Below are 13,127 nucleotides of genomic sequence, written 5' to 3'. Positions count from 1 at the left end.
GGAGTATGGCACGCGATTCTGGTTCCGAAGTACATCGCATGGAGCAGGATTGTTCAGATTCTTCTGTAGGAACGCTTTCCATGTGGGAGCGAGCCTGCTCGCGAAGGCGTCGTATCAGTCGCTTTATCTGTTGACTGACACACCGCTTTCGCGAGCAGGCTCGCTCCCACATTGGATAGTTGTCGGCTGTGCGGGAGTGTCAGAGCTGCAGAATCAGGGTTTTCAGCGGCGGTTGCTGATCCATCGACGGGAAGTCGGCGCCTGGGGTCATCACGCTCCACTCACGCACCGGTCGCCCGGCCTTCTCGGCACAGCGCAGCACCTGCTCGCGCCAGTCGTCCATGCTGACTTTCGCCAGATTGTTGCAGCAGATCAGCACGCCATTGTCGGCGGTGGTCAGCAGGGCCGGTTTGAGCAGGCTCTGATAGTCACGCAGCAAATCGACAGTGCCGAATGCGCTCTTGGCCCACGCTGGCGGATCAAGCAGGACCAGATCGTATTGGCGCTGATCGAGGCGCTGGTAGCTCGGCAGTTTTTGTCCACGGCGCTGACTGATCGGCAGCCCGGCGAGTTGGCGGATGGCCGGGAAGTAGTCCGACTGGATGAATTCCATCTCCGGCAACTGCGGGTTGAGCAGGCCGTTTTCGCGACCGACCGCCAGATTGCCTTCGGCGAAATCCAGATTGCACACTTCACGCGCGCCACCGGCGGCCGCACTGAGGCCGACGCCGCAGGTGTAGGCGAACAGGTTGAGCACGGATTTGCCTTGGGCGTGATCCTTGACCCAGCCACGGGTGTTGCGCAGATCGAGGAACAGCAAGGGATCCTGCCCGGCGTGGCGTCCGCGCACCCGGTAGTTGAGGCCCCATTCGTGGCCGACCAGATCGGCCAGTGCCGCGTCTTCAGCTTTGTAGACGCTGTCTTCACGGTCAATGCGCGAGTTGCCTCGGGATCGGTCGTTGTAAACCAGCAAGGTTTCCATCCCCAGGCTCTGATTAACCATGCCGTGCAGTTGCAGCAGGTCGTCGCGCTCCAGCGTCTGGTGGAAGCTTTGCACCAGCAGTTGCGGGCCGTAGCGGTCGATGGTCAGGCCGCCGGCGCCTTCCTGGCTGCCGTGAAACAGCCGATAGCAATCGGTGCCCTGGCGGTGCAACTCGGCCAGCAGATCCTGGCGTTGATCGAGGGCGGCGCGCAGCGCCTGATTCAAGGAAGACATGCGGGCGCCTTGCTGGTGAGAATGGGGGGCGCGGGAGTTTAGCAGCTTGGCGGGCAATCGAGTTGCGCCCTTCGCGAGCAGGCTCGCTCCTTCATGGGATCCATGGTGCAAATTAGATCTCCTGTGGGAGCGAGCTTGCTCGCGAAGGCGTCCGACGAAGTTTTCAGCTCAAGCCCATCCGGCGTTTGGCCCGTTGCACTGAGCCATTGCGCATTGCCCAGCGCAGCATCGGTGCGCTGCGTCTGACGCTGGCGCGAATCAGTTGCCGTTGCAGCGAACTCTGGCGGACGTCGAGCATGTCGCTGGCCCAGTCCGGCAACAGGTCGATCCCGGCCTTCATCATCAGATCGCCAAACGGTCGCGCTAGAACACTCGGCGCCGGCGCGTCGAGCAGCAGGCGCAAGACTTCGCGGCTGCGCTCGTCGCACAGCAACTGCGGGCGCATGCGTTGCAGATACTCGGCCACGGCTTGCCGCGATTTCGGTACATCGCGCGCGCCCAGGCGTTCGGCTATCACGGCGATTTCCGCGTAATAACGATCCTGATCTGCCCCCGACAACTGCGGATTGCGATAACGCAAATGCGCCGCCAGAAAGTTACTCACTTCCGCCACATGCACCCAGGTCAACAAATCCGCATCGCTGGCTGCGTAGGGCCGGCCATCAGGCGCCGTGCCGACCACCTGCAAGTGAATGGTGCGCACTTTCTCGATCAGCCAGTCGGCGTCCCGGCGCGAGCCAAACGTGGTACCGGATACAAACTGGCTGGTGCGCCGCAAACGCCCGAGCATGTCCTCACGAAAGTTCGAATGATCCCAGACCCCGGCCAATGCCAACGGATGCAAAGCTTGCAGCAACAGCGCGCTGATGCCACCGATCAACATGCTGCTGAAATCGCCGTGCACCTGCCAACTGATCGAGTCCGGACCAAACAGGCCGGGATCGCCCTTGGGATTTTCCAGGTCGAGCTGACCGAGCGACAGCCCGGTCAGGCTCATGAGTTGCTGTTCGATACGGCTGCGGATGAATTCCATGACCACTCAGTGAGAAAGGCCAGGCGCGACCGGTTGACCGCGCCCGGGGTGTTACTGATTGAGGCGCGTGTCGATCAGGCCTTGCACCACGCTCGGATCGGCCAGGGTCGAGGTATCACCGAGGCTGTCGAGTTCGTTGCAGGCGATCTTGCGCAAGATGCGCCGCATGATCTTGCCTGAACGGGTTTTCGGCAAGGCCGGCGCCCACTGGATCAGATCCGGTTTGGCGAAGCTGCCGATTTCCTTGCTGACGTGGGCCAGCAATTCTTTCTTCAACTCGTCATTGGGTTCGGTGCCGTTCATGGGAGTGACGAAGGCGTAGATGCCCTGACCTTTGACGTCGTGGGGGTAACCAACCACGGCGGCCTCGGCGATGCTGTCGTGCAATACCAGTGCGCTTTCCACTTCGGCGGTGCCGATGCGGTGACCGGAGACGTTGATCACGTCATCGATGCGCCCGGTGATCCAGTAATCGCCGTCCTCATCGCGGCGTGCGCCGTCGCCGGTGAAGTAGTAGCCGGGGTAGGGTTTGAAATAGGTGTCGACCATGCGCTGCGGGTCGCCATAGACGCTGCGGATCTGCGCCGGCCAACTCGACTTGATCGCCAGCACGCCACTGCCGGCGCCTTTGATTTCCTTGCCGTGCTCATCGAGCAGCACCGGTTGCACGCCGAACATCGGTTGGGTGGCGCAGCCGAGGCTTGATTCGCTGGGCGCTGACCAGGGGACTGAGCATGATGCCGCCGGTTTCGGTCTGCCACCAAGTGTCGACGATGGGGCAGCGCTGTTCTCCGACGACATTGAAATACCATTCCCACGCTTCCGGATTGATCGGCTCACCGACGCTGCCGAGTAATCTGAGGCTGGCGCGCGAGGTTTCCTTCAACGGTTCGGCACCTTCACGCATCAACGCGCGCAGGGCGGTCGGCGCGGTGTAGAAGATATTGACTTTGTGTTTGTCGATCACCTGCCAGAAACGCGAACTGCTCGGATAGCTCGGCACGCCTTCGAACATCAGCGTGGTCGCACCATTGGCTAGCGGGCCGTAGACAATGTAGCTGTGACCTGTGACCCAGCCGACGTCAGCAGTGCACCAGAACACTTCGCCGTCGCGGTAATCGAGCACGTACTTGAAGGTCATCGCCGCTTGCAGCAGGTAGCCGCCGGTGGTGTGCTGCACGCCTTTGGGTTTGCCGGTGCTGCCGGAGGTGTAGAGGATGAACAGCGGGTCTTCGGCGTCCATCGGCTCCGGTGGGCAATCGTCGCTGACCTCGCGCACGGCCTGGTGATACCAGAGGTCACGACCCTCGACCCAGTCGACACTGCCTTGGCTGCGCTCGACCACCACGACGGTGCTGACGTCGGGGCAACTTTGCAGGGCTTTGTCGACGTTCTGCTTGAGCGGGACGAACTTGCCACCGCGCACGCCTTCATCGGCGGTGATCACCGTGCGGCAATCGGCATCGAGGATGCGGTCACGCAGGGAGTCAGGGGAGAAACCGCCAAACACCACCGAATGGATTGCGCCGATCCGCGAACAGGCGAGCATGGCGTATGCGGCCTCGGGGATCATTGGCATGTAGATGCACACCCGGTCGCCTTTGTTCACACCACGGCTTTTCAGCACGTTGGCCAGACGGCAGACGTGGTGATGGAGTTTTTTGTAGGTGATATGCGCCGATTCGGCAGGGTCGTCGCCCTCCCAGAGCAGGGCGGTCTGATCGCCGCGCTTGTCCAGATGGCGGTCGATGCAGTTGTAACTGACGTTCAGCTTCGCACCGGCAAACCAGGCGGCTTCACCGGTTTTCAGGTCGTAGCGCTGAACGGTCTGCCACGGCGTGCTCCAGTCGAGGAACCGCGTGGCCTGTTCGGCCCAGAAGGTGCTGGGGTGTTCAATGGATTCGCGGTACAGGCGCCGATAGTCTTCCTGACTCAATTGCGCAGCCCGGCGGACGGCATCGGCTTTGGGGAACGTGCTGATATCGAACATGACGGTTCCTTATTCTTGTGGTGCGACAGGAATAAAGATGCGCCGAGCGGGCGAAGGGTTCAAGCCGGATCAGGAATCTGATGGCTGAAGCTGATTCTGAATGCCCCCAAAACAACTGTAGGAGTGAGCCTGCTCGCGATAGCGGTGTGTCATTCAACATCAATGCTGACTGATTCACCGCTATCGCGAGCAGGCTCACTCCTACAAGGGATTTCTGTGCCCACAGGATTTGGGTTGAGCCAAACCTTGTGGGCCGAACCATCACATCAACCGCGGTGACGACCGCGGAAGTAGTTGATCAAGCCCTGAGTGGAAGGGTCATCAGCAGTGCTTTCATCGCTGCCGACCAGACGGTTGTAAACGCCTTTGCCCAGTTCCTTGCCCAGTTCCACGCCCCACTGGTCAAAGGCGTTAATGCCCCAGACCACGCTTTGCACGAACACTTTGTGTTCATACATCGCCACCAGTGCGCCGAGACGACGCGGGCTGATGCGCTCGACCACGAGGGTGTTGCTCGGACGGTTGCCCGGGATCACCTTGTGCGGCGCGAGCTTGTGCACTTCATCTTCGCTCATGCCCTTGTCGCGCAGTTCCTGCTCGGCTTCCGGCAAGGTCTTGCCGAGCATCAGCGCCTGGCTCTGCGACAGGCAGTTGGCGTACAGCCACTGATGGTGGTCGGAGACCGGGTTGAAGCTGACGATCGGCACGATGAAATCGGCCGGAATCAACTGCGAACCTTGATGCAGCAACTGGTGGTAGGCGTGCTGACCGTTGCAGCCGACGCCGCCCCAGATCACCGGACCGGTATCGGTCGACACCGGCGTGCCGTCCTGACGCACGCTCTTGCCGTTGGATTCCATGTCCAGCTGTTGCAAGTGCTTGGTGATGTTACGCAAATAGTGGTCGTACGGCAGGATCGCGTGGCTTTGTGCGCCCCAGAAGTTGCCGTACCACACACCGAGCAGGGCCAGCAGCACCGGCATGTTCTGTTCGAACGGCGCGGTCTGGAAATGCTGGTCCATGGTGTAGGCGCCGGACAGCAGTTCCTTGAAGTTGGACATGCCGATGGCCAGGGCGATCGGCAAACCGATGGCCGACCACAGCGAATAACGACCACCGACCCAGTCCCACATCGGGAAGATGTTTTCTTCGCGGATACCGAACGCAACGGCCGCTGCGTTGTTGCTCGATACGGCGATGAAGTGACGATACAGCTCGGCCTCCGAACCGCCCTGTGCCAGGTACCAGGCGCGCGCAGCCTGCGCGTTCTTCAGGGTTTCGAGGGTGTTGAAGGATTTCGACGAAACGATGAACAGCGTGGTCTCGGCGCGCAGTTTCTGCGTCAGCTCGTGGAACTCACTGCCGTCGATGTTCGCCAGATAGTGGCAACGCACGCCTTTCTGTGCGTACGACAGCAGCGCTTCGGAAACCAGCTCAGGGCCGAGGAACGAGCCACCGATACCGATGTTCACCACGTCGGTGATCGGCTTCTCGGTGTAACCGCGCCACAGACCGTCGTGGATGCGGCCGACCAGATCGGTAATCTGGTTCAGGACCTTGTGGACTTCCGGCATCACGTTGACGCCGTTGACCGACAGCTTGTCGCCTACCGGGCGGCGCAGGGCGGTGTGCAGCGCCGGGCGGCCTTCGGACGTGTTGACGATTTCGCCTTCAAACAGCGCTTTGATGGCGCCTTTGAGATCGACTTCATTGGCCAGACCGACCAGCAGGTTGCGGGTCTGGGCGTTGATCAAATTCTTCGAATAATCGAGAAACAGTCCGCAGCTGCTGAGGGTGAACTGGTTGAAGCGCTGCGGATCGGCGTTGAAGGCTTCGCGCATGCTGAAATCCTGCATGGCTTGGCGGTGATCTTTCAACGCTTGCCAGGCGGGCAGAGCGGTAACGTCTTGAGGAGTGAGGTAATACGCCATCGCTGCGGTTTTCCTTTTTACTTGAACGGCCTTTTGAACACTGAACAGACCCGGCACGCCATGTTTGGGCATGGGATCAACTGCGTCGACACGATTTCTGGACACAGGGCGAATACAGTAAACCTCGCGCTGCGTTCTGTCTTGACTTTGTCTGACCAGATCCCTGTACTTTTTTAACATCGAGACCGGGATTTGGCCGACAAACGGAGGGGGCGGGGCAAAATCGGGATCAGGCGAGCTGAACCGGGATGGCGTTGCTGGTGTGGCTCAGCTCGTTGCCTGGCGCCATGTAGAGCATGCGCGGCTTGAAATTGACCAGTTCCGCTTCGCTGTAATGGGCGTAGGCACAAATGATCACACGTTCGCCAACCTTGGCCTTGTGCGCTGCGGCGCCGTTGACGGAGATCATCCGCGAGCCTTCTTCGCCACGAATCGCGTAGGTGGTGAAACGCTCGCCGTTGTCGACGTTATAAATCTGGATCTGCTCGTATTCACGAATGCCGGACAAGTCCAGCCACTCGCCATCGATAGCGCATGAACCTTCGTAATCGAGCACCGCATGAGTGACTTCGGCGCGGTGCAGTTTGGCCTTGAGCATGATCGCGTGCATGAGGGATTTTCCCGGGTTGGAATCGAACGGCGGGCAGTGTGCCCGAAGGCTTTAGGGGCGGCAATAAGGCTTGAAACGCAATTTTCATAACACCGAAAACCACTGTAGGAGTGAGCCTGCTCGCGATAGCGGTGTGTCATTCAACACTAATGCTGACTGACACACCGCTATCGCGAGCAGGCTCACTCCTACAGGGGGTATTGCGATGTTTTCAAGCGGGGGTATCGAGATTCAGGTGCAGGTTGTCGATCAACCGTGTGGTGCCGAGGAACGCAGCCACCAGAATCACCAGATCACGATCTTGCGCTGTCGCTGGACGCAGGGTCAGCGCATGGCGGATCTCCAGGTAATCCGGGCGCAGGCCCGCCGCTTCCAGTTGTTGCAACTGGGCACTGATCAACGCGGGGAAATCCCGTTCGCCTTGCTTGATCAACTCGGCAATGTTGCTCAGCGAGCGATAGACCACCGGCGCCACGGCACGTTGTTCTTCGCTGAGGAAGCCATTGCGCGACGACAGCGCCAGGCCATCGGCTGCACGCACGGTCGGTTCGCCGATGATCTGGATCGGCATGTTCAAGTCGTGCACCAGCGCGCGAATCACCGCCAGTTGCTGGTAATCCTTCTGGCCGAAAATCGCCAGGTCCGGCTGGACCATGTTGAACAGTTTGCTGACGACGGTCGCCACACCCTCGAAATGCCCCGGACGGCTGGCGCCGCACAGGCCTTCGGACAACTGCGGCACGCTGACCCGAGTCTGTCCGGCCATGCCGTCGGGGTACATTTCTTCGACAGTCGGCGCGAAGAGCAGGGAGCAACCGGCTTCGAGCAGCTTCTCCTGATCCGCTGCCAACGTGCGCGGGTATTTATCGAGGTCTTCGCCGGCACCGAACTGCAGCGGGTTGACGAAAATACTCGCGACCACGAAGTCCACCCGTTGTGTGGCTTTGGTGATCAGTGCAACGTGACCGCTGTGCAGGTTGCCCATGGTCGGCACAAAGCCGATGCGCTTGCCTTCGCTGCGGGCGCGGGCTACTGCGGCGCGCAGTTCGCGTACGGTTTTAACGGTGTTCATGCAGAGAATCCGTGTTCGATGCCAGGGAACGTGGTGGCTTTGACTTCGTTGACGTAAGCCTTCAGCGCGGATTGGATGCTGTCCTGGCCGTGCATGAAGTTTTTGACAAATTTCGGCACGCGGCCGGTGATCGACAGACCGAGCATGTCGTGCAGTACCAGGACCTGGCCGTCGGTGGCGTTACCGGCGCCGATGCCGATGACTGGAATCTTCACCGCCTGGCTGATTTCGGCAGCCAGTTCGCTCGGTACGCATTCGAGCAGCAGCATGGCGGCGCCGGCCTGTTCCAGCGAGATCGCATCGGCACGCATCTGCCGCGCCTGATTTTCGTTACGGCCCTGCACTTTATAGCCGCCGAGAATGTTCACTGCTTGCGGAGTCAGGCCCATGTGCGCGCATACCGGTACACCGCGCTCGGCGAGCAGACGGATCGACTCGGCCAGCCACAGCTGACCTTCGACCTTGACCATGTGCGCACCGGCCTGCATCAGCATGGCGCTGTTAGTCATGGTTTGTTCAAGGGTGGCGTTGGCCATGAACGGCAAGTCAGCCAGGATCAGGGCATCGGTATTGCCACGTTTGACGCAAGCGGTGTGGTAGGCCATTTCTGCGGTGGTCACCGGCAAAGTGCTGTCGTGACCTTGCAGGACCATGCCGAGGGAGTCGCCCACCAGCAGCACTTCGACACCAGACTCGTTGCAGGCGTGGGCGAAGGTCGCGTCATAGCAGGTCAGCATGGTGATCTTTTCACCTTTCTGCTTGAGGCTCTGGAGCGTGGTCAGGGTGATGGCTGGCATGTAAAAAATCCTCGTTCAGGCGCTCTGGAAACTACTGCGAGTAACGCGCGTGATTCTTCATCTACTCAGGCGCACGCTCTTTTGTCGTGCTTATAAGGCCTGGATTGCGCCCGTATGTGCCGGGTTGGCGGCAGCGGGACGCCTATAGTCGTGATGAGCCAACAGGAAGTCAATTGCGTGTGTTACCGCATTGTTACGAGGGGAGTGTTACCGGCGTTACTGATGCGATTCAGCGCTGCGGCGGGCCTGATTCGCGGGGTTTTTGTCGGACAATAAATCTGGATGTGGCGCAATCCCTGTAGGAGTGAGCCTGCTCGCGATAGCGTTCTGTCAGCCAAAGATTTATTGGTTGATCCACCGCTATCGCGAGCAGGCTCACTCCTACAAAGGGCGGATTTGTGTCAGGCGTGGGGGAGGCGTTCCAGGCCGACGAACGGGCAGGCTGCCAGCAGCTCGGACAAGGTGCGGCCATCGGCCAGACGCATATCTTGCGGCGCCAGTTCGGCGAGGGGATAGAGCACGAACGCACGTTCCTGAATCTGATAATGCGGGACTTTCAGGCGCGGTTCGTCGATCAAGCGATCACCGAACAGCAGAATATCCAGGTCCAACGTGCGCGGGCCCCAGCGCTCCAGACGCTCGCGGCCCTGATCATTCTCGATCGCCTGTAAGGCATCGAGCAGATCCAGCGGCGCAAGATCGCTGTCAAGCGCAGCGACCGCGTTGGTGTACCGCGGTTGGCCTGGCAGCAACGAGTCGCTTTGATAGAAGGCGGAAACGCCCGCGAGTGTGGTCTGCGGCAGTTGCCCCAGCGCCTCGACGGCGCTGCGCAACTGTTCGGCCGGGTCAGCGAGGTTACTGCCCATGCCGATGTAGATGCGTTCCATGCCTTTATTCGCCTGTAGCGCTCGGGGCGCCGGCGCGTTTGCGCTTGGAACCGCTGCTGCGGCGACGTTTGCGCGGAGCACCGCTGGCGTCATCGCCCTTGCCGCTGAGGTCGCGGATCATATCGCGACGTTCGCTGTCGTTGGCGTCCTGATAGTCAGTCCACCATTCACCGAGGCCATCAGTCTCCTCGCCGGCGCTTTCACGCAGCAACAGGAAGTCGTAACCGGCGCGGAAACGCGGATTGTCCAGCAACAGGTCGGCACGTTTGCCGCTGCGGCGTGGCAGGCGCTCCTGCATGTCCCAGATCTCGCGGATCGGCATAGTGAAGCGTTTCGGAATCGCAATGCGCTGGCATTGTTCGGCGATCAGCTCGTGCGCGCCTTCCTGCATCGCTGGAATCGGCGGCATGCCACGTTCCTGCAAGCGCAACACGCGAGCCGGCAAAGCAGGCCACAACAGTGCGGCAAACAGGAACGCCGGGGTCACCGGTTTGTTCTGCTTGATGCGCAGGTCAGTGTTGGTCAGCGCTTCGCTGATCAGCGTGTGGGTGTATTCCGGGTTGTGTTCCAGCGCATCGGCACTGGCCGGGAACAGCGGGGCGAACAGTTGCAGATCGACCAGCATTTCGAAGGTGATTGCGCCGTGTCCCGAAAGGAACAGCTTGAGTACTTCTTCGAACAGGCGTGCCGACGGAATCTCGCGCAGCATCGGCGCCAGTTCGCGGATCGGCTGAACCGTGTGCTTCTCGATGCCGAAATTGAGCTTGGCGGCAAAACGCACGGCGCGCAGCATGCGCACCGGGTCTTCCTGGTAGCGCTGCTTCGGATCACCGATCAGACGGATCAAGTGATTGCGGATGTCGTGTACGCCGTTGGCGTAGTCGAGGATGCGCTCGCTGACCGGATCGTAATACAGGGCGTTGATGGTGAAGTCGCGGCGTTGCGCGTCTTCTTCCAGGGTGCCGTAAACGTTGTCGCGCAGAATGCGTCCGCTCTCGTTACGCGAAGACTGATTGCTGTCTTCGTCGTCTTCGTTGACCGGGTGATTGGCGCGGAAGGTCGCGACTTCGATGATTTCGCGACCGAAATGGATGTGCACCAGTTTGAAGCGACGGCCTATGATCCGCGCATTGCGGAATTCGGCACGGACTTGCTCGGGGGTGGCGCTGGTGGCGACGTCGAAATCCTTGGGTGTGATGCCCAGCAGCATGTCACGCACGCAACCACCGACCAGATAAGCCTGGTAACCGGCACCTTGCAGGCGTTCGACGATATTCACCGCGTAGCGGCTGAATTGCGTTTTCTGCAGCGAATGTTGGCCGCTGTTGAGCACTTCAGGGGTGCTGCGGATGTGTTGCGTACGACGCACGGGAGTTCGGAATGACTGGAACAGCTTCTTCAGCATGGGATGCACTGTTTGAAGGAATGTTCGGCCATACCAAAGAATGACCGCATGATGGGCGCAGATTCTAGCATTTAGTCGGGGGATGGTGTAGGACACGGCAGATTTGAGCTGTAAGCCCCAAGCTGCAAGGGGCGAGCAAGGGAAATTCGAAGGATTTTGCCGGAAGGGAGAAACTACAAGGGGAGCCGAAGCTCCCCAAGAAGTAGTTGCGTGCTCTTTTTATTATTGATTCGGGCTTCTTGTTTTTGTTGAGTGCCCTCGCCACGAAGTGTTTCCTTCGTGACCCTCCCAATCGGGAGCCAAGAGCAAACGGATTGCTTTGGTCGCTGAATTGCAGTGATCTCTCGATCCAACCAGTACAGGCTCTGTCTTAGGACAGTTTTTGTTGTTCTCGGCCTGGTCGTGGGGCAAGCCCCAAATACAACGCCTCTCCAAAAGAATCAGTTAGCTGCGCCTCTCGCCGTCTTGTTTTTATTGTGCGTGAGTCGATTCGTCTTATTTTTATTGTCTTGTGCATTGCTTGTTATTGTTCTTGTACCAAACATATAGCAGGGGCCGTGCCAACTTTTGCGAAACCCAATAAAACAAGGGGTTAGGTCGATATAACCGTTTTGTCGGGGCGAAAAAAAGCCGGGGTTTCGTTACCGATAACCCCGGCTTCTGTTACGTGAATCGACTGAGGTAACAGTTTTTTCACATCTTCAAGCGTTACCCGCACACTCGACAGGTAACGTTCAGCTCTCGCTGGCGACCCCGGTCTTGCGCCGTGGGATGCCTAGACGCTGACGGCGCTCCCACAGACATTTACGGCTGACGCCCAGTTTGCGCGCCAGTTCGGTCTCGGTCATGTGGTCCTGATGCTCGAGAACGAAGTGCTGGAAGTAGTCTTCCAGCGACAGGTCTTCGGTCGGCTCGTGGCTGCTGTTGCTGGCGTTACCCGGCGTTTGTGGCGGCAGACCGATGAACTCGTCGTCTTCCAGATCGCTCAGCTCGATGTCGATGCCCAGCAGGTCGGCGGAGATTTCCGCGCTTTCGCTCAGAATCACCGCGCGCTCGACTGCGTTTTCCAGTTCACGCACGTTACCCGGCCAGGAATAATGACGAATCGCCTGTTCGGCATCCGCGGCAAATTTCAGGTCGGTACGGTTGATGCGCGCACTTTGGCGAGCGAGGAAAGCCGTGGCGATCTCGTTGACGTCGGCGCCGCGCTCGCGCAGGGCCGGCAGTTTTAACGCGATCACGTGCAGACGGTAATAAAGGTCTTCACGGAACTGGCCGATTTTCGCCAGGCTCTTCAGGTCCCGGTGAGTGGCCGCGATCAGGCGTACATCGACCTTCTGCGACTGCACCGAGCCAACACGGCGAATTTCGCCTTCCTGCAACACACGCAGCAGGCGAGCCTGAGCTTCCAGCGGCAGTTCGCCGATTTCGTCGAGGAACAAGGTGCCGCCGTCCGCCGCTTCGACCAGACCGGCACGCCCGGCGCTGGCGCCGGTGAATGCGCCTTTCTCGTGGCCGAACAGTTCGGACTCGATCAGGCTTTCCGGAATGGCTGCGCAGTTCACCGAGATCATCGGCGCCTTGGCGCGTTTCGACAGGTTGTGCAGTGCGCGGGCCACCAGTTCTTTACCGGTGCCGGACTCGCCCTGGATCAATACATTGGAATCGGTCGGCGCGACTTTACGGATCTTGCTGTACAAGTCCTGCATCGGTGGGCAGGAGCCGATGATGCCAATCTCGCCATTGCTGTTGTCGACGGCAGATTTGCCGCTGCCATTGGCCGGTTTACTGGCAACTGCTTCGCCAGCAGCCGGTGCCGATTGGCGATCACGCAGGATCCGCGCGACAGCCTGAAGCATTTCATCGTGGTCGAAAGGCTTGGCGATGTAGTCCACCGCGCCCATCTTCATCGAGTCGACCGCCGAGCGCAGACTGGCGTAACTGGTCATGATCAGCACCGGGGTGCCCTGGCCGAGCTTGATCAGCTCAGTGCCCGGCGCGCCCGGCAAACGCAGATCGCTGACGATCAGATCGAACGTAGGAATGGTGAAGCGTTCTTGTGCTTCCTGCACTGAACCGGCTTCGCTGACCTGGTACTGGTTGCGTTCCAGCAGGCGGCGCAAGGCGGAGCGGATAATTGTTTCGTCTTCGACGATCAAAATGTGCGGCATTGATTCGATACTCTC

At 59.8% G+C, this 13,127-nt stretch carries 9 protein-coding genes and 1 pseudogene; all 10 read right to left on the bottom strand.

Going from position 1 to position 13,127, the window contains the following annotated elements; translation table 11 throughout:
* Positions 1-199: 199 nt before the first annotated feature.
* On the bottom strand, positions 200-1,216 hold the full coding sequence (locus AB4N74_RS19325) for a class I SAM-dependent rRNA methyltransferase (RefSeq protein WP_460096949.1): 1,017 nt from the start codon (positions 1,214-1,216) through the stop codon (positions 200-202).
* 163 nt (positions 1,217-1,379) lie between these two features.
* Positions 1,380-2,249 carry an oxygenase MpaB family protein gene (locus tag AB4N74_RS19320; RefSeq protein ID WP_257356137.1) on the bottom strand — a complete coding sequence of 290 codons (870 nt, stop codon included), beginning with the start codon at positions 2,247-2,249 and terminating at the stop codon, positions 1,380-1,382.
* Between the two features lie 51 nt (positions 2,250-2,300).
* A pseudogene (gene acs, locus AB4N74_RS19315) lies at positions 2,301-4,239 on the bottom strand (acetate--CoA ligase).
* Positions 4,240-4,505: 266 nt separating this feature from the next.
* Positions 4,506-6,170: a glucose-6-phosphate isomerase gene (gene pgi, locus AB4N74_RS19310; RefSeq protein WP_093434901.1), complete on the bottom strand. Its 1,665-nt coding sequence runs from the start codon at positions 6,168-6,170 to the stop codon at positions 4,506-4,508.
* A 229-nt stretch (positions 6,171-6,399) separates the two neighbouring features.
* Positions 6,400-6,780 (bottom strand): aspartate 1-decarboxylase, encoded by a 381-nt coding sequence (gene panD, locus AB4N74_RS19305; protein WP_460096947.1) that lies wholly within the window; start codon positions 6,778-6,780, stop codon positions 6,400-6,402.
* A 211-nt stretch (positions 6,781-6,991) separates the two neighbouring features.
* Positions 6,992-7,852, bottom strand: a complete 861-nt coding sequence (gene panC, locus AB4N74_RS19300; RefSeq protein WP_460096945.1) for a pantoate--beta-alanine ligase — start codon at positions 7,850-7,852, stop codon at positions 6,992-6,994.
* Positions 7,849-8,649, bottom strand: a complete 801-nt coding sequence (panB, locus tag AB4N74_RS19295) for a 3-methyl-2-oxobutanoate hydroxymethyltransferase (RefSeq protein WP_460096944.1) — start codon at positions 8,647-8,649, stop codon at positions 7,849-7,851. Before panB ends, panC begins: the two co-directional genes overlap by 4 nt.
* A gap of 401 nt (positions 8,650-9,050) precedes the next feature.
* On the bottom strand, positions 9,051-9,536 hold the full coding sequence (gene folK, locus AB4N74_RS19290; protein ID WP_093434907.1) for a 2-amino-4-hydroxy-6-hydroxymethyldihydropteridine diphosphokinase: 486 nt from the start codon (positions 9,534-9,536) through the stop codon (positions 9,051-9,053).
* 4 nt (positions 9,537-9,540) lie between these two features.
* Complete coding sequence (locus AB4N74_RS19285) at positions 9,541-10,941, bottom strand: polynucleotide adenylyltransferase PcnB (protein ID WP_064118692.1); 1,401 nt, start codon at positions 10,939-10,941, stop codon at positions 9,541-9,543.
* Positions 10,942-11,675: 734 nt separating this feature from the next.
* A complete protein-coding gene (locus AB4N74_RS19280; protein ID WP_093434911.1) occupies positions 11,676-13,112 on the bottom strand; it encodes a sigma-54-dependent transcriptional regulator in 1,437 nt (478 codons plus the stop codon).
* Positions 13,113-13,127: the final 15 nt, after the last annotated feature.

The sequence above is a fragment of the Pseudomonas sp. H3_C08 genome (assembly GCF_054669455.1).
This window is presented reverse-complemented; position numbering and strand designations above follow the sequence as displayed.